General features: G+C 71.3%; 16 protein-coding genes. 12 read left to right on the top strand and 4 right to left on the bottom strand.

The window, feature by feature from the left end; all coding sequences use genetic code 11:
• Positions 1-134: 134 nt before the first annotated feature.
• The 8 genes from OO62_RS31200 (at position 135) to OO62_RS31170 (ending at position 7,019) form a co-directional block, all read left to right on the top strand.
• On the top strand, positions 135-785 hold the full coding sequence (locus OO62_RS31200; RefSeq protein ID WP_033271013.1) for an HAD family hydrolase: 651 nt from the start codon (positions 135-137) through the stop codon (positions 783-785).
• Positions 786-904: 119 nt separating this feature from the next.
• The gene (locus OO62_RS31195) at positions 905-2,146 is read left to right on the top strand and encodes an MFS transporter (RefSeq protein WP_033271012.1); all 1,242 of its coding nucleotides are present in this window, start codon (positions 905-907) and stop codon (positions 2,144-2,146) included.
• Positions 2,115-3,290: an acetoin utilization protein AcuC gene (locus OO62_RS31190; protein ID WP_033271011.1), complete on the top strand. Its 1,176-nt coding sequence runs from the start codon at positions 2,115-2,117 to the stop codon at positions 3,288-3,290. Before OO62_RS31195 ends, OO62_RS31190 begins: the two co-directional genes overlap by 32 nt.
• A gap of 91 nt (positions 3,291-3,381) precedes the next feature.
• Complete coding sequence (locus tag OO62_RS31185; protein ID WP_033271010.1) at positions 3,382-4,206, top strand: phosphatase; 825 nt, start codon at positions 3,382-3,384, stop codon at positions 4,204-4,206.
• Between the two features lie 128 nt (positions 4,207-4,334).
• On the top strand, positions 4,335-4,544 hold the full coding sequence (locus OO62_RS31180) for a helix-turn-helix domain-containing protein (RefSeq protein WP_033271009.1): 210 nt from the start codon (positions 4,335-4,337) through the stop codon (positions 4,542-4,544).
• Positions 4,545-4,664: 120 nt separating this feature from the next.
• The gene (locus OO62_RS38500; protein WP_003948845.1) at positions 4,665-4,763 is read left to right on the top strand and encodes a 30S ribosomal protein bS22; all 99 of its coding nucleotides are present in this window, start codon (positions 4,665-4,667) and stop codon (positions 4,761-4,763) included.
• A gap of 199 nt (positions 4,764-4,962) precedes the next feature.
• Complete coding sequence (locus OO62_RS31175) at positions 4,963-6,012, top strand: NAD-dependent epimerase/dehydratase family protein (protein WP_033271008.1); 1,050 nt, start codon at positions 4,963-4,965, stop codon at positions 6,010-6,012.
• 14 nt (positions 6,013-6,026) lie between these two features.
• The gene (locus OO62_RS31170; protein ID WP_033271007.1) at positions 6,027-7,019 is read left to right on the top strand and encodes a lysophospholipid acyltransferase family protein; all 993 of its coding nucleotides are present in this window, start codon (positions 6,027-6,029) and stop codon (positions 7,017-7,019) included.
• A gap of 29 nt (positions 7,020-7,048) precedes the next feature.
• Here the strand turns inward: OO62_RS31170 and OO62_RS31165 are convergent, their stop codons facing one another.
• The 4 genes from OO62_RS31165 to OO62_RS31150 all read right to left on the bottom strand — a co-directional run bounded on the left by OO62_RS31165 (position 7,049) and on the right by OO62_RS31150 (position 11,017).
• Entirely contained in the window at positions 7,049-8,260 is a 1,212-nt protein-coding gene (locus OO62_RS31165; RefSeq protein ID WP_033271006.1) for a DUF5667 domain-containing protein, read from the bottom strand.
• A gap of 282 nt (positions 8,261-8,542) precedes the next feature.
• Positions 8,543-9,328 carry an ECF subfamily RNA polymerase sigma factor, BldN family gene (locus OO62_RS31160; RefSeq protein WP_033271005.1) on the bottom strand — a complete coding sequence of 262 codons (786 nt, stop codon included), beginning with the start codon at positions 9,326-9,328 and terminating at the stop codon, positions 8,543-8,545.
• A 330-nt stretch (positions 9,329-9,658) separates the two neighbouring features.
• Positions 9,659-10,600 carry an HAD family hydrolase gene (locus tag OO62_RS31155; protein ID WP_033271004.1) on the bottom strand — a complete coding sequence of 314 codons (942 nt, stop codon included), beginning with the start codon at positions 10,598-10,600 and terminating at the stop codon, positions 9,659-9,661.
• 138 nt (positions 10,601-10,738) lie between these two features.
• A complete protein-coding gene (locus OO62_RS31150) occupies positions 10,739-11,017 on the bottom strand; it encodes a glutaredoxin family protein (protein ID WP_033271003.1) in 279 nt (92 codons plus the stop codon).
• A 332-nt stretch (positions 11,018-11,349) separates the two neighbouring features.
• On the opposite strand from OO62_RS31150, the gene OO62_RS31145 reads away from it, so the two are divergent.
• The 4 genes from OO62_RS31145 to OO62_RS31130 are packed head-to-tail and all read left to right on the top strand — an operon-like array spanning position 11,350 to position 16,173.
• Positions 11,350-12,144 carry a redox-sensing transcriptional repressor Rex gene (locus OO62_RS31145; protein WP_033271002.1) on the top strand — a complete coding sequence of 265 codons (795 nt, stop codon included), beginning with the start codon at positions 11,350-11,352 and terminating at the stop codon, positions 12,142-12,144.
• A complete protein-coding gene (locus OO62_RS31140; RefSeq protein WP_033271001.1) occupies positions 12,141-13,508 on the top strand; it encodes a glutamyl-tRNA reductase in 1,368 nt (455 codons plus the stop codon). Before OO62_RS31145 ends, OO62_RS31140 begins: the two co-directional genes overlap by 4 nt.
• Complete coding sequence (gene hemC, locus OO62_RS31135; RefSeq protein ID WP_033271000.1) at positions 13,505-14,527, top strand: hydroxymethylbilane synthase; 1,023 nt, start codon at positions 13,505-13,507, stop codon at positions 14,525-14,527. The genes OO62_RS31140 and hemC overlap by 4 nt, the downstream gene beginning before the upstream one ends.
• Positions 14,524-16,173, top strand: coding sequence for a bifunctional uroporphyrinogen-III C-methyltransferase/uroporphyrinogen-III synthase (locus OO62_RS31130; RefSeq protein ID WP_033270999.1), 1,650 nt, complete (start codon positions 14,524-14,526; stop codon positions 16,171-16,173). The genes hemC and OO62_RS31130 overlap by 4 nt, the downstream gene beginning before the upstream one ends.
• Positions 16,174-16,236 lie beyond the last annotated feature (63 nt).

Raw genomic sequence — 16,236 nt, 5'->3', positions numbered from 1 at the left:
GCAGGGGGGACCCTGTGGGAGAGTAGGACGCCGCCGAACAAATTTTGAAAAAGCCTCGTTCCCCGAGTTTCGACTCGGGGAACGAGGCTTTTTTGCGTTCCCGGTCTGCCCGGCCGTGTGCATAGGGTCGCGGCATGCGATACGACCTGGTCATCTTCGACAACGACGGGGTGCTCGTCGACAGTGAGCCCCTTTCCAATACCGTTCTCGCCGGCTATCTCACCGAGCTCGGGCATCCCACGTCGTATGAAGAGTCGATACGCGATTACATGGGATCGGCGATGCACCGGATCCACGAGCTCGTCATGGAGCGCACGGGGCAGCGGCTGCCCGAGGATTTCGACGACGTGTTCCACAGCCGGGTCTTCGCGGCGTTCGAGCGGGAGCTGAAGCCCGTGCCGGGGGCGCGGGAGGTGCTGCAGAAGCTGGCCGCGGACGGGGTGCCGTACTGCGTCGGGTCTTCCGGAAGCCATGAGCGGATCCGGGTGGGGCACCGGGCGACCGGCCTGGACCGGTGGTTCCCGGCCGGGCGGGTCTTCAGCTCGCAGGACGTGGGGCGGGGGAAACCGGCGCCGGATCTCTTCCTGTACGCGGCACGGGAGATGGGAGTCGCACCCGAGCGGTGTGTGGTGGTCGAGGACAGTCCGCTGGGGGTGCAGGCCGCGGTCGCCGCGGGCATGGACGTCTACGGGTTCACCGCGATGACGTCGGCGGAGAAGCTGACGGAGGCCGGCGCGACGGCGCTGTTCGCCGATATGGCGGAGCTGCTGGAACTGTTGGGGTAGGGAGGGCCGGCTCGGGGGCGTGGCCGTGCGGGCAGGGGCATCGCCCGTCGGACGTACGTCGGAATCCGCGGTGTGATCCATCTACCCAGCGGTAGCGGCGAGTTCTAGGCTGAGCGGCCATGACGGCCCCTCTGGTACCGGGAGCGCAGCTGCGGCACGGCCGGGTCTCGCTCGCCCTCAGCTTTTTCGTCCAGGGCGCGGTCTTCGCCCTCCTCGTGACACGCATACCGGCGATCCAGGACCGGTACGGGATATCGGACGGGCTGTTGCCCGCCTTTCTGGCGGCGGTGCCGGTCCTGGCCGGGGTCGGCAGCGTCGCCACCGAGCAGGTGGTGAAGCGGGTACGGCCGAGCCGGGTGCTGCGGTGCGTACAGCCGGTGGTGTGTCTGGCGCTGCTGGCCGTCGGCGCGGTCGGCTCGATGGCCCAGGTGGCGGTGGCGCTGGCGGTGTTCGGGCTGGCGGTGGGCGCGTTGGACGCCTCGATGAACATGCTCGGGGTGAGCCTCCAACGGGCGTACGGGCGGAGCATCATGCTCGGCTTCCATGCCGCGTACAGCCTGGGTGGCATCGTGGGGGCCTCGCTGGCCTGGGCGGGGGCGCACTGGGAGCTGTCGCTGGGCCGGCTGTACGGGCCGGTGGTGGCCGTGTTGGTGCCGCTGGCGCTGGTGGTGGGCCGGTGGTTCGTCGACCAGCGGCCCGTCGGCCGGGAGCCGGGGGACGGGCCGCGGGCGGAGGGGCGGGGCGCGTCCGTCGCGATGCGGCTGCTGCTGCCGCTGTGTCTGGTGATGGCGTTCGCGTACATAGGGGACTCGACGGTCTCCAACTGGAGCGCCAAGTACCTGCAGGACGTCCTGGGGAGCTCGGAGCAGCTCGCCACCGTGCCGTACAACGTCTACATGGTCACCACGCTGCTCGGGCGGGCGGTCGGCGATCTGGGGGTGCGGCGGTTCGGGGCGGCCGCGGTGGTGCGGTGCGGGGCGGTGGTCGCGGGCGGCGGGTTCGCGGTGGTGGCGGCCGCGCCGGGGGCCTGGGTCGGGATGGCGGGGTTCACGCTGCTGGGACTCGGGCTGTGTGTGATCGTGCCGCAGACCTTCGCCGCGGCGGGCCGGTACGCGTACGAGAACCATGGCCCGGAGGCTTCGGACATGGCTGTCGCCCGGCTGAACATTTTCAACTATGTGGGCTTTTTGATCGGCTCCCCGTTGGTGGGGGCGCTCGGTGACGCGTGGAGCTATCGCGGGGCGATGCTCGTGCCGATGGCGCTGGTGCTGGTGACGCTCGTGTATGCCCGCTCGTTCGGGGCGCCGCAGGCCAGATACGGTGACGGGCATGAGCGGCCGCGCACAGCTGATGTGGGATGAGGCAGTAACGGGCTACGACTTCGGGTCCGGGCATCCGATGGACCCCGTACGGCTCGCGCTGACCATGCGCCTGGTGGAGGCGTTCGAGCTCGACCGTGGGCCGCTGGAGGTGGTCGCGGCCAAGCCCGCCGGGGACTCCACCCTGCGGCTGGTGCACCGCGAGGACTACATCGGCGCGGTCCGCCGGGCCTCGGCCGATCCCGCGTCAGCGGACCTCTCGTACGGGCTGGGGACGCCGGACGATCCGGCGTTCGTGGGGATGCACGAGGCGTCCGCGCTGATCGCCGGGCAGTCGGTCGGCGCGGCGGAGGCGGTCTGGCGCGGCGACGCGGTGCACGCGGTGAACTTCGCCGGCGGGCTGCACCACGCGATGCCGGGCGGCGCGTCCGGGTTCTGCATCTACAACGACGCCTCGCTGGCGATCGCCCGGCTGCTGGAGCTGGGTGCCGAGCGGGTCGCGTACGTGGATGTGGACGTGCACCACGGCGACGGGGTGCAGGCGGCGTTCTGGGAGGACCCGCGGGTTCTGACGATCTCCTTGCACGAGCATCCGCGCACGCTCTTCCCGCAGACCGGCTGGCCGGAGGAGACCGGCGGCGCGGGCGCGGCCGGCAGTGCGGTGAATCTGGCGCTGCCGGCCGGGACCGGCGATGCGGGCTGGCTGCGGGCCTTCCACGCGGTGGTGCCGGAGTTGCTGGAGGCGTTCCGGCCGCAGGTGCTCGTCACCCAGCACGGCGCGGACACCCACTTCGAGGACCCGCTCGCGCACCTCGCGGTGAGCCTGGACGCCCAGCGGGCGGTGGCCGAGTCCTGTCATGCGCTGGCGCACGAGCACGCGGACGGCCGGTGGGTGGCCCTCGGGGGCGGCGGCTACGCGGTGGTGGACGTGGTGCCGCGCAGTTGGACGCATCTGACGGCGATCGCGGCGGGCCGGCCGATCGACCCGGCCTCGCCGGTACCGGAGGCGTGGCGGCACGAAGTGTTCCGCCGGACCCGGCAGCTGGCGCCGCAGCGGATGACGGACGGCCGTACGCCGCAGTGGCGGGACTTCGCCGACGGCGGGTACGACCCGGCGGACCGGCTGGACCAGGCGGTACTGGCCACCCGCCGCGCGGTGTTCCCCGCGCACGGTCTGCTGCCGTAGCGGCGCGTCCGGTGCGGCCCCAAGGGCCGGTGTGCCACGGATGTGTGATTACCCGTCGGTTGGGGCACCGGTAGGGCGGTCGGCGGTCAGCATGGTGCGCGTGTCGGTCACCGGAGAGCTGCGGGCGCATCTGATCCAGACGCGGCTCGCGGGGACGATCGCGACCGCGCGGGAGAAGAGCCTGGGGCGTTATCGGCTCTTCGCCGCGCGTGACCCGCGGGTACTGCTCGGCCTGGATCCCGAACGGGACTGGCCGTTCGGCGAAGTACTGCGACTGATGGGGCAGAAGTGCGGAGTTTCGGTCGATCCCGCGCACACTTCCGGCCCGGATGAGATCGATCCGGACCGTACGATCGCGGCGCTTGACCGGTTCGCGGACCGGCTCGGTGCGGCGGCCGGTCGCCGGGCGCCGGTGCTCCTCGGCACCGGCCATCCGCACCGGCTGCTCGACTTCTACGCCGCCCTCGCAGACGCCCTCTCGTCGGCGGGCTGCCCGGTACTCACCTCGGCGTATGGCTCCCGTGTCGACATAGCGACCCGGTTCGGCGTACGTACCTGCCTTCTCGACTACGTACGGGGAGTCGCGATGATGCGAGAGACCGGCGTGCGGGGCGCGCCCGGGGAGGGGGGCGTACACACCCATTCCCCGCTCCCTGTAAGGGCCGTTCTCGGGGCCGCGGCGGACGCCGGAGAGCTGCTTCCGGAGTTGGTGATCGGGGACCACGGTTGGGTCTGCGGGGCAGGTCAGCTGGGCATCGAGGCCATCGGACTGGCGGATGCGGACGACCCCGCGCCGTTCGTCGGTCAGGCGGAGGGACGGGTGTCCGAAGTGGTACCGCTCGACGATGCCGCGCGGTCCGCGTCCTACCGGCCGCTCGCCCGCTATGTACTTAATCGCGCCGATCTGCCCCGATAGACGGCTGTTCGCTGCTCCTCTTCCCCACTCGCATCACCCGCCCCTAATCTGGGGAGTGAGCGCATAGCGACGAAGAGTCACCGGAGGGGAAGCCGGTGACCGTCTTATGCGGAAGGTGCAGGTGTGGCATGGCTGCAGACCAGAAGCCTCTGAACGAGGTTGTGTTCCTGACGGTGGCGGAAGTCGCCACGGTGATGCGAGTGTCGAAGATGACCGTGTACCGCTTGGTGCACAGCGGTCATCTGCCCGCGATTCGGGTGGGGAGGTCCTTCCGGGTTCCGGAGCAGGCGGTTCACGACTACCTCCGTGAGTCCTTCGTGGGGGTGGAATCAGCCTGACGCGTCCGTCGCCGACCCTCGGATTACGCCGTTCGCCCGGCGCCGGGTAGGCTGGCCCGATGTAGGTAGTGTGGGCTCGGACGCCCCGCACCGAGTGATTCGAAGTGAGCGAGGGTAGTCGTGGGCTCTGTTATCAAGAAGCGGCGCAAGCGGATGGCCAAGAAGAAGCACCGCAAGCTGCTCAAGCGCACCCGTGTTCAGCGTCGTAACAAGAAGTAAGCGACGCTGATCGCGATTTCGCAGCCCCCCATCGCCTTGGTGCGATCGGGGGCTGCTGCGCGTTGTGGGCCGTATGGACGGTGGTCGGACGGAAATGTCGCCGCGGGCATCCCGCGGTCATCACAGCGCAACACCGACCCGATAGCGTGGCCTGCACAGCTGGACCTGGGGAAGTCGCGGCGGGAAGGAAGGGCTGATCTTGGGCAAGGTCGTGCTCGTCACGGGAGTCGCACGGCAACTGGGCGGTCGGTTCGTCCGTCGCATTCAGCGTGATCCCGACGTCGACCGGGTGATCGGCGTCGACGCCGTGCCACCGGAGCACCATCTGGGCGGCGCCGAATTCCTCCGGGCGGACATCCGGCACCCGGCCATCGCCAGGGTCCTGGCCGAGACGGGCGTCGACACCGTCATCCACATGGACATCAACGGCACGCCGTTGGGCAAGCGCGGCGGCCGCGCCTCGGTGAAGGAAACCAACGTCATCGGGACGATGCAGCTGCTGGGCGCCTGCCAGAAGGCCCCGAAGGTGCAGCGGCTGGTCATCAAGTCGAGCACCAGCGTCTACGGCTCCGCGCCCCGCGACCCCGCCGTCTTCACCGAGACCACCACCCCCAAGTCCCTGCCCAGCGGCGGCTTCGCCAAGGACATCGTCGAGGTCGAGGGATACGTCCGCGGCTTCGCCCGGCGCCGGCCCGACGTGGCGGTGTGCGTCCTGCGGTTCGCCAACATCCTCGGGCCGTGCGCGGACTCCCCGCTCGCCGAGTACTTCTCGCTGCCCGTGCTGCCCACCGTCCTCGGGTACGACCCGCGGCTGCAGTTCGTCCATGAGGACGACGCCCTCGAGGTGCTGCGGATCGCCGCCGCCGCGCCGCGCCGCGGCACGCTCAACAGCGGCACCTTCAACATCGCCGGGGACGGCGTCCTGCTGCTGTCCCAGACCTCCCGTCGGCTGGGACGGCCCACCCTGCCGCTGTTCCTGCCCACGGTGACCTGGGCCGGTACGGCGCTGCGGTCCATCGGCATCACGGACTTCTCGCCGGAACAGATCCGGCTGCTCACGCACGGCAGGGTCGTCGAAACGACGCAGATGCGCGAGACACTGGGGTTCCACCCGAAGTACACGACGGCGGAGACCTTCGCGGAATTCGCCCGCAGCCGCGGACCCGGGCTGCTGCCGCCCGAGTCCCTCGCCCGCACCGTCGACCGGCTCGCCGGCGTGCTGCCCGCACGCGGCGGCCCGACCCAGTGAGGAGTTCACCCACGATGGCGGACGCCAAGGTCATTCCCTTCGGCGAGGAGCCTCGGGCGCGCAGGAAGGCCAGGCGGGCCGGGCGCACGGGGCGCGATACGGCGCTGGCGCCCGTACCGGAGGCACGGACCGAGCACCCGCCGGCGACGCCCCCGCGGCCGGGCCCGCGGTCCCTCGACGAGCGGATCGCGGGCGGCCTCGCGTTCCTCCGCCGGCGGATCACCGGTGACTACGAGGTCGACGACTTCGGCTACGACGAGGAGCTGACCGACCAGGTCCTGATGTCGCTGCTGCGGCCGGTGTACGAGAAGTACTTCCGGGTCGAGGTCAAGGGCATCGAGAACATCCCCGCGAGCGGCGGCGCGCTGGTCGTCTCCAACCACTCCGGGACGCTGCCGCTGGACGGCCTGATGCTCCAGGTCGCGGTGCACGACAACCACCCGGCACAGCGTCACCTGCGGCTGCTGGCGGCCGATTTGGTGTTCGTCCTGCCGGTGATAAACGAGCTGGCGCGCAAGGCCGGCCACACCCTCGCCTGCGCGGAGGACGCCCAGCGGCTGCTGGAGCGCGGTGAGATCGTCGGGGTGATGCCGGAGGGCTTCAAGGGCATCGGCAAGCCCTTCGCGGACCGCTACAAGCTCCAGCGCTTCGGGCGGGGCGGCTTCGTCTCGACGGCGCTGAAGGCCGGAGTGCCGATCGTGCCGTGCTCGATCGTGGGCGCGGAGGAGATCTACCCGATGGTCGGCAACGCCAAGACGCTGGCGCGGGTGCTGGGGCTGCCGTACTTCCCGATCACGCCGACGTTCCCGTGGCTGGGGCCGCTGGGCGCGGTGCCGCTGCCGACGAAGTGGACGATCCAGTTCGGCGAGCCGATCCCGACGGACGGCTATCCGTCGGAGGCGGCGGACGACCCGATGCTGATGTTCAACCTGACGGACCAGGTCCGCGAGACGATCCAGCACACCCTCTACAAGCTGCTGGTGCAGCGGCGCTCGGTGTTCTTCTGACGTGCAGCACCGAGCGCCGCGGGCGGGAACTACTTCGGCAGGTCCTCGCCGTTGATGCCCAGTTCCGGCAGCAGACCCGGCAGCAGCGGCGGCAGGGTGACATCGGGGTGGCCGGTGGAGTCCCGGCCGCTGCCGTGGCGGTGCTCGTGCGGTGACGGGCTGCCGCTCCTGGACGACGGGTCGAGCAGGCCGCCCGTGTTGCCGCCGAGCAGGCCGTCGTCCCGGGACGGTGAGGCCGACGGGCGGGGGCCGTGCGAGCCGGCCGCGTGCCTGCCGGAGGCGGACGTGCTGCCGGCCGGTGCCGGTCGCCCGTCCGAGCCGGACCCGGTGCCCGCGGAGGCGGGCGTGTTGCGGTGGTGACGCGTGCCGTCCGGGCTGGGCGGCAGCATCGAGCGGAGCGGACCGACCTCTTGGTCTATGGCGTCGAAGACCGAACTGACCTGGTCCCGGACGTCCATGAGCTGCACCGGGAGCTTGTCGCGCAGCTGTGACCAGGTGCCACGGTGGGCCTTGGTGAAGGAGTTCAGCGCCTGGATGGGGCCGAGCGAGCCGTCACGCTCGTACGCCTGGTGCAGCAGCCTGTGGCCCTCGCCCGCGTCGTGGGTGACGCCGGACAGCGCCCGGCGGACCTCCCCGAGCGCCTCGTGGTCGAGATCGGCGACCCGGCCGCGCTCCATCAGGCGACGGGCCTCCATCATGCGGGTGGAAGCCTGGTCCAGGAAGAGCCGGCCGCGGTCGGCGTCGTCGTCGGTCATGCCGAGCCTGAGGTCCTCCATGCCGCGCTTGAGGCCGTAGAGGGAGTCGCCGGGGAGGGCGTCGGAGCTGGCCGCGGCGACGCCGCTGAAGGCTCCGGCGGCGACGCCGACCGTCAGGCCGCCCGCTGCCAGCCCCTTGGAGAGCCGGGAGCGCGGCCGCAGCCGGCCGATCGATTTCGCGGCGCGGTGCGCGCCCCGGTGTTCACGCTGCTCGGGCACCCTGGCGCCGCCGGACGAAGTGCCTTCGGAGAAGGCGGACTCCATCGCGGCGAGGAGCTGGGCGCGCTGGACAGTCTTGACCTCGGCAGCCATTTCCGGCCTCGGGAGTTTCCCGAGGCCGTCGGCGACCGCCAACAGCCGTGCTTCGCCCGGCACTTGCGCCGGCATACCGACCTGCTCCTCGGCCGCCGCGCCCTCGAGGACCTGCTCCTCCAGGGCCTGGGCGAAGGCGTTGGCCCGCCGGTGCACCGAGACATTCGCGATCACGGGCGGCACCTCCTCTCGTCATCCCGCTCGACTCCCCGGACTGGCTTTGACTATCCAGACGGGCCGGACGGTTGCACGCCGGTGTCCGCGGCCACTCGATCGAGTGAGAGGCAGCGGGCATGGCGTGACCGCATGGAGCCTGCATCCCGCACAACGAGCGGCGCGGCACTCGGGTTACGCACTCACGATGATCTGACCGACCGGACATGGGTGATCACCAAGCGTGAGTGAGGCACGGCGTGCGGGCGGTCGGAGAAGCGGCGTACGGGGGGTGGGTGGGGGTCAGCGGGCGTCTTCGGGGAGGAGGCGCGCCAGGGTGCGGACGGCCCGGTACTGGAGGGTCTTGATCGCGCCCTCGTTCTTGCCCATGACGCGGGCGGTCTCGGCGACCGAGAGGCCCTGCAGGAAGCGCAGCGTGACGCATTCCTGCTGTTGGGGGTTGAGCTTGCGTACCGCCTCCAGGAGGGCGGCGTTGGAGAGGGATTCGAGGACCGAGTCCTCGGGGCTGCGCTCGACCTCGTTGGCGTCGAGCATCTCTCCGGTGGTGACTTCCAGGCGGAAGCGCGAGGACTTGAAGTGATCGGCGACCAGGTTGCGGGCGATGGTCACCAGCCAGGCACCGAAATCACGGCCCTGCCAGGTGAAGGTGCCGATGCGGCGCAGGGCGCGCAGAAAGGTCTCGCTGGTGAGGTCCTCGGCCGTGGCGCGGCCGCCGACGCGGTAGTAGATGTAGCGGTAAACCGTGTCGGCGTACTGGTCGTACAGGCGGCCGAAAGCCTCGGCCTCGCCGGCCTGGGCGCGTTCGACGAGGTCCATCATGCGACGGCTGTCGCTGTCGGCGGGGCGCCGGGCGGTGGTGGTGCCGGCGCCGGCGCGGCGGGTTCTGCCGGCGGCCTTGCCGACCGCGGCGCTCCCGTCGGCCAGGGCGTAGCAGGGGCCGGCAGCGGGGACGGCTGAGGCGAATGCGGGGACGGCGTACGCGGTGGGGACAAAACTGCGCAGGTGGTCGACGAGTGTCGTACGCAGCGTAGCCAGGCCCGAGGCGTCAACCCCGACGTGTGGGTACACGGGACTCCCAGAGGCAGAGCTTCCATCACGTGCAGTGCGGGACCGTTCACTCGTCGTAGGGACGTGTGGGTTCCGGATTGCGTCTGAGGAGAATAACGCTTCGTACAGGCAGCGCTACACCCAGTTGCTCAAATCATCGATTACTTACGTTCCGTGCCGGGTTGGTGGCAGATCAAGTATCGATTACTGAGTAACTTTTGATCGGAAGGGAACGCAATCTGCCTGGTTGGAGGGCGTGTTGTGGCTGACCGTCAGCAAGGGGACTGACGGGGCGCTCCAGGGGGTAGGGACCGGGGATGGCTCGCCGCGCCGTGGCGCGATCAGTCCTGGTCAGCGGCGTCGGCGCTGGAGGGCGACGGCGGCCGCGGCGCCCCCTGCGAGGGCTCCCACGCCGGCCGCCGCCGGGATGCCGATCTTGGCCGCCTTGCGGCCGGTGCGGTAGTCGCGCAGCCGCCAGCCCTGCTCCCGGGCGTGCTTGCGCAGCCGGCTGTCGGGGTTGATGGCGTACGGGTGTCCGACCAGGGAGAGCATCGGGATGTCGTTGGCCGAGTCGCTGTAGGCGGCGCAGTGCGACAGGTCCAGGCCCTCGGCCGCCGCCAGGGCGCGGACCGCCTCGGCCTTGGCCGGGCCGTGCAGCGGCTCGCCGACCAGCTTGCCGGTGTAGACACCGCCGACGGACTCGGCGACGGTGCCCAGCGCGCCGGTCAGGCCGAGCCGGCGGGCGATGATCGTCGCGGTCTCCACGGGGGCCGCGGTCACCAGCCAGACCTTCTGGCCGGCGTCGAGGTGGGCCTGGGCGAGCGCGCGGGTGCCCGGCCAGACGCGCTCGGCCATGTACTCGTCGTAGATCTCCTCGCCGATGGACATCAGCTCGGCGACGCGATGGCCCTGGACGATGGACAGGGCGCTGTTGCGGACGTCCGCCATGTGCTCGGGGTTCTCCGAGCCGGCCAGCCGGAAGTAGATCTGCTGCCAGGCGAAGCGGGCCAGGTCGCGCTTGTGGAAGAAGTGCCGCTTGTACAGGCCGCGGCCGAAGTGGAACAGCGCGGCGCCCTGCATGACGGTGTTGTCGAGGTCGAAGAAGGCGGCGGCCGCGGTGTCCCCGACGACCGGGAACTCGGGCTCGGCCGGGGTCTCCTCGACCGGCGGCGCCTCCTGCGAGGACTTGCGGGCGGCCTCGGCCGCGGCCTCGCCGGCCAGCACACTGCGGGCCGTGGCGGGTCGGCGGCGACGAGGGATCCAGCCCAGGTCGAAGAGCGCCCCGGAGGGCATCCAGCCGGATCGGCGAGCGGGCGACATGCCGCTAGCGTAGCCAGTTTGTTCGGGGCTTCCGGTTACGGGCGCGTGTCCGGAAGGGCTGGAGCGGCGGACGGTTGGATTACGGCCAGGTCCGGGGGGTGGGGACCGGGCTCAGGCGCCCAGGGCCGTACGCAGCCGCTTGGGGTCCACCCGCCAGAAGTCGTGCTGGGCGCCGTCGACGAGGACGACCGGAATCTGCTCCCAGTACTTGCGGTGGAGCTCGGCGTCCTCGGTGATGTCCTTCTTCTCCCACGACGCGCCGGTCTCGGCGCACACCTTCTCGATCACCGCCTGCGCGTCGTCGCACAGGTGGCAGCCCGGCTTGCCGACGAGGGTCACCATCCGGTCGGCGGGGCTCTTGCGGGGGCTGCGGCTGAAGAGGGGGGCCATGGAGCCATTGTGCCGGGTCGGGACGGCGTTCCGGAGGGCCGAGGTCGCTTACCATCGGTGGGCGATTTGCAGATTTCCGGGGGTATGGCGGTGAGGAGTGAGGACGCGTGCTCCCGTCAGTGCTGCCGTGTGTTGCGAGCGGCGCGAGTGAACGGTGTGACGTGGGAGTTGGTTCCGCGGAGGCCCGTAAAAGCCGCGTGACCCCCATCACTTTGGCCGGACAAACCGGACACCATCTTTGTGCACGCGTTCACAAAGACATAGCCTGCAGTAGACAGGGCGGTCGGGTTCCGTACGGGCGCCCGCAGCCCCGCTCTACCCGCAGGAGCACCGTGGCAACTGGCCGAACTCACCGACCGGCGACCCGAAGCCGAGGGATTCCCGAGGCCACCGTCGCCAGGCTTCCGCTGTACCTGCGTGCTCTGACCGCGCTCTCCGAGCGTTCGGTACCCACGGTCTCCTCCGAAGAGCTCGCGGCCGCGGCGGGGGTCAATTCCGCCAAACTCCGCAAGGACTTCTCCTACCTGGGCTCCTACGGGACCCGCGGCGTCGGCTACGACGTGGAATACCTCGTCTACCAGATCTCGCGCGAGCTGGGGCTGACCCAGGACTGGCCGGTCGTCATCGTCGGTATCGGTAACCTCGGCGCCGCGCTCGCCAACTACGGCGGGTTCGCCTCCAGGGGCTTCCGGGTCGCCGCGCTGATCGACGCCGACCCGGCGATGGCCGGCAAGCCCGTCGCGGGCATCGCCGTCCAGCACACCGACGAGCTGGAACACATCATCGAGAGCAACGGCGTCTCGATCGGCGTCATCGCCACGCCGGCCGGGGCCGCCCAGCAGGTCTGCGACCGGCTGGTCGCCGCCGGCGTCACCTCGATCCTCAACTTCGCGCCGACCGTGCTGACCGTCCCCGACGGGGTCGACGTACGCAAGGTCGACCTGTCGATAGAGCTGCAGATCCTCGCCTTCCACGAGCAGCGCAAGGCGGGCGAGGAGACCGGGCCCGAGGGCGGCGCACCGACCACGTCCGGCCGGCCCGCCGCCGTCGCGGCCGCGGCCGAGGCCGCCGTCGCGGGCGAGCGCAAGGGACCTGACGGGGATGTGCCCGCCGTGATGCCGGCATGAGCCTTCTGGTCGTCGGACTGAGCCACCGCAGTGCGCCGGTGAGCGTCCTGGAGCGGGCCGCGCTCGCCCCGGAGGCGCGCGGCAAGCTGCTGCAGGACGCGGTGTCGGCCGAGCCGGTCACCGAGTCCGCGGTGCTCTCCACCTGCAACCGCATCGAGCTCTACGCCGACGTGGACAAGTTCCACGCCGGTGTCGCCGAGCTGTCCACCCTCCTGGCCCGCCACAGCGGCGTCGACCTGGACGAGCTCACCCCTTATCTCTACGTCCACTACGAGGACCGCGCCGTCCACCACCTCTTCTCGGTGGCCTGCGGCCTGGACTCGATGGTCGTCGGCGAGGGCCAGATCCTCGGCCAGATCAAGGACGCGCTGGCCGTCGCGCAGGAACTGCACACCGCGGGCCGGCTGCTGAACGACCTGTTCCAGCAGGCGCTGCGGGTCGGCAAGCGCGCCCACAGCGAGACCGGCATCGACAAGGCCGGGCAGTCCCTGGTCACCTTCGGCCTGGAACAGCTCGCCGCCGGGCAGGACGTCGCGGCGTGGGCCCACGGCAAGCGGGCGCTGGTCATCGGCGCCGGCTCGATGTCGTCGCTGGCCGCCACCACGCTCGTGCGCAACGGCATCGGCGAGCTGGCCGTCGCCAACCGCACCGTCGCGCGCGCCGAGCGGCTCGTGCAGATCCTCACCGAGCCCGGCGGGCCCGGCGCCGCGACCGGGCTGCGCGCCCGCGCGGCGGCGATGAGCTGCGTCGAGCACGAGCTGGCGGTCGCCGACATCGTGGTGTCCTGCACCGGCGCGACCGGTCTGGTGCTCGACGGCGCCGCGGTCGCCGAGGCGCTCGCCGGCCGCGAGGCGCCCCTGGCGCTGCTCGACCTGGCGATGCCGCGCGACATAGACGCCGCGGTCCACCGGATCGAGGGCGCGCACCTCGTCGACATCGAGTCGCTGGCCGACGCCTCCGCGGACGCTCCGATGGCGGCCGACGTGGACAAGGTGCGGGGCGTCGTCTCCGAGGAGGTCGCCGCCTTCGGCGCCGCCCAGCGCGCCGCGCACATCACCCCCACCGTGGTCGCCCTGCGCACCATGGCCGCGGACGTCGTCGCCGGCGAGATCGCCCGGCTCGACGGCCGCCTCCCCGACCTGGACGACAAGCAGCGCGCCGAGATCACCCAGACCGTGCGCCGCGTCGTCGACAAACTCCTGCACGCGCCCACCGTGCGGGTCAAGCAGCTCGCCAGCGAGCCCGGCGGTGCCGGGTACGCCGACGCGCTGCGGGAACTCTTCGACCTCGACCCGCAGACGGTTGCCGCCGTCAGCCGGGCCGACACGCGCGGCGAAAGCCACGATGCACGGGAGCGGGCATGAACGACAGCACCACTAGACCACTGAGGTTGGGTACGCGGCGCAGCGCGCTCGCCATGGCCCAGTCCGGACTGGTCGCCGAGGCGGTGCGCGAGCTGACCGGCCGCCCCGTCGAATTGGTGGAGATCACCACCTACGGCGACACCTCCCGAGAGCACCTCGCGCAGATCGGCGGCACCGGCGTGTTCGTCTCCGCGCTGCGCGACGCGCTGCTCGCGGGGGACATCGACTTCGCCGTCCACTCGCTCAAGGACCTGCCCACCGCGCAGCCCGAGACCCTCACCCTGGCCGCGATCCCCGTACGGGAAGACCCCCGCGACGCGCTGATCGCCAGGGACGGGCTCACCTTCGAGGAGCTGACCGCCGATCCGGAGCGCACCGCCCGCATCGGCACCGGCTCGCCCCGCCGGATGGCGCAGCTCAACGCCTGGGCCCGCGCGCTGGGCCGGCGCATAGAGACCGTGCCGATACGCGGGAACATCGACACCCGCATCGGCTTCGTCGAGAAGGGTGAACTGGACGCGGTCGTACTGGCCGCCGCCGGGCTCACCCGACTCGGCCGTTTGGACGAGGCGACACAGCTGCTGTCGCCCGACGTGGTTCTGCCCGCCCCGGGCCAAGGGGCACTGGCGATCGAGTGCCTCGCGGTGCACCCTGTGCACGGCACCGCCCTCGCCGCCCGGCTCGCGGACCTCGATGACCCGGACACCCGGGCCGCCGTGACCGCCGAGCGATCCCTGCTCGCCGCCCTGGAGGCCGGCTGCTCCGCACCCGTTGGAGCGCTGGCCGACCTTTCCCCGAACAGGGGAGGCCCCAAGGCCGACGAGCAGGCTGTCACCGAATTGCATCTGCGTGGTGTCGTCGGCACGACCGACGGCAGCACACTGGTGCACTTGTCCACCACCGGGCACGTACCCGCTTCTCCCGACGACGTCTCGACCCCGCTGAACCTGGGTCGTGAACTCGCCGCCGAGATGCTCGCCAAGGGTGCGGCCGGTCTTATGGGGGAGCGAGCACTTTGAACCCCACCGCCCCTAACCACTCCGCCTCCGGTCAGGTCACCTTCCTGGGTGCCGGGCCGGGTGACCCGGGTCTGTTGACGTTGCGTGCCGTGGAGGCGCTGGCCTCCGCGGACGTACTGATCGCCGACCCGCAGGTGCTGGACGTCGTGCGTGTGCACGCCCGTGCGCAGGTGGACACACCACTGCAGGCGTCAGCTGACGAGGCGTCAATCCCCGCCGACATCCCCACCCTTAGGGACACTGCCAATCTTGTCATGGCGGCCGCCCGCGCGGGCAAGCGGGTCGTCCGTGCGGTGACCGGCGACCCCGGCCTGGACGGAAACGTCGCCGAGGAGATGCTGGCCTGCGCCTCCGAGGGCATCGTCTTCGAGGTCGTGCCCGGCATCGCCGCGGCCGTCGGCGTGCCCGCGTACGCCGGTGTGCCGCTGCGCGACGCCGAGGGCACCGACGTGCGCTTCGTCGACGCCCGTACGGCCGACGACCGCTGCTGGACCGAGCTGGGCACCAGCGACGCCACCGCGGTGGTCTCCACCACCCTCGACGCGGTGGCCGCGGCCGCCGGCGAGCTGGTCTCCGCGGGCCGCAAGCCGGACACCCCGATGACCGTCACCGTCGCCGGCACCACCACCCGGCAGCGCACCTGGACCGCCACTCTCGGCTCGGTCGCCCAGGTGCTCAAGGCCGCCAAGGTGCTGCCGTCGCCCGACGGCGGGCAGCCGGTCATAGCCGTGGTCGGTGAGCGCAGTGCCGCGGCCCAGCGGGACCGCCTGTCGTGGTTCGAGTCCAAGCCGCTGTTCGGCTGGCGGGTGCTCGTACCGCGGACGAAGGAGCAGGCCGCGTCGCTCTCCGACCAGCTCGTCTCCTACGGCGCGGTGCCGCACGAGGTGCCGACCATCGCCGTGGAGCCGCCGCGCACCCCGCAGCAGATGGAGCGGGCCGTCAAGGGCCTGGTCACCGGCCGCTACGAGTGGATCGCCTTCACCTCGGTCAACGCGGTCAAGGCGGTGCGGGAGAAGTTCGAGGAGTACGGCCTGGACGCCCGGGCGTTCGCCGGGATCAAGGTCGCCGCGGTCGGCGAGCAGACCGCCAAGGCGCTGGTCGCCTTCGGTGTGAAGCCCGACCTGGTGCCGTCCGGTGAGCAGTCCGCCGCCGGTCTGCTGGAGGACTGGCCGCCCTACGACCCGGTCTTCGACCCGATCGACCGGGTGTTCCTGCCGCGCGCCGACATCGCCACCGAGACCCTGGTCGCCGGGCTGATCGAGCTGGGCTGGGAGGTCGACGACGTCACCGCCTACCGGACCGTGCGGGCGTCGCCGCCGCCGGCCGAGACGCGGGAAGCCATCAAGGGCGGCGGCTTCGACGCCGTGCTGTTCACGTCCTCGTCGACCGTGCGGAACCTCGTCGGGATCGCCGGCAAGCCGCACAACGTGACCGTGATCGCCTGCATCGGCCCGGCCACCGCCAAGACCGCCGAGGAGCACGGGCTGCGCGTGGACGTGATGTCGCCCGAGCCCTCGGTGCACAAGCTGGCCGAAGCGCTCGCGGACTTCGGGGCGGCGCGGCGCGATGCCGCGCTGGAGGCCGGGGACCCGGTCACCCGTCCCAGCGAGCGCCGGCCCGGTTCGCGCCGGAGAGCGCGGAGCTGAGCAGCGGTTCGGACGGTTTCGAAGGGCGCCTCTTGCCGGGGCGCCCTTCTGCTTGCCGTGTTC

The organism is Streptomyces lydicus (assembly GCF_000717345.1).
Taxonomy (GTDB): domain Bacteria; phylum Actinomycetota; class Actinomycetes; order Streptomycetales; family Streptomycetaceae; genus Streptomyces; species Streptomyces lydicus.
The sequence above is the reverse complement of the archived record's forward strand: the minus strand, read 5'-3'. Positions and strand labels throughout refer to the sequence as shown.

Excerpts from the sequence above, each read along its gene's own strand:
- OO62_RS31200 (WP_033271013.1), top strand. The coding sequence starts at position 135 with ATGCGATACGACCTGGTCATCTTCGACAACGACGGGGTGCTCGTCGAC.
- OO62_RS31195 (WP_033271012.1), top strand. The coding sequence starts at position 905 with ATGACGGCCCCTCTGGTACCGGGAGCGCAGCTGCGGCACGGCCGGGTC.
- OO62_RS31190 (WP_033271011.1), top strand. The coding sequence starts at position 2,115 with ATGAGCGGCCGCGCACAGCTGATGTGGGATGAGGCAGTAACGGGCTAC.
- OO62_RS31185 (WP_033271010.1), top strand. The coding sequence starts at position 3,382 with ATGGTGCGCGTGTCGGTCACCGGAGAGCTGCGGGCGCATCTGATCCAG.
- OO62_RS31180 (WP_033271009.1), top strand. The coding sequence starts at position 4,335 with ATGGCTGCAGACCAGAAGCCTCTGAACGAGGTTGTGTTCCTGACGGTG.
- OO62_RS31170 (WP_033271007.1), top strand. The coding sequence starts at position 6,027 with ATGGCGGACGCCAAGGTCATTCCCTTCGGCGAGGAGCCTCGGGCGCGC.
- OO62_RS31155 (WP_033271004.1), bottom strand. The coding sequence starts at position 10,600 with ATGCCCTCCGGGGCGCTCTTCGACCTGGGCTGGATCCCTCGTCGCCGC.
- OO62_RS31150 (WP_033271003.1), bottom strand. The coding sequence starts at position 11,017 with ATGGCCCCCCTCTTCAGCCGCAGCCCCCGCAAGAGCCCCGCCGACCGG.
- OO62_RS31140 (WP_033271001.1), top strand. The coding sequence starts at position 12,141 with ATGAGCCTTCTGGTCGTCGGACTGAGCCACCGCAGTGCGCCGGTGAGC.
- hemC (WP_033271000.1), top strand. The coding sequence starts at position 13,505 with ATGAACGACAGCACCACTAGACCACTGAGGTTGGGTACGCGGCGCAGC.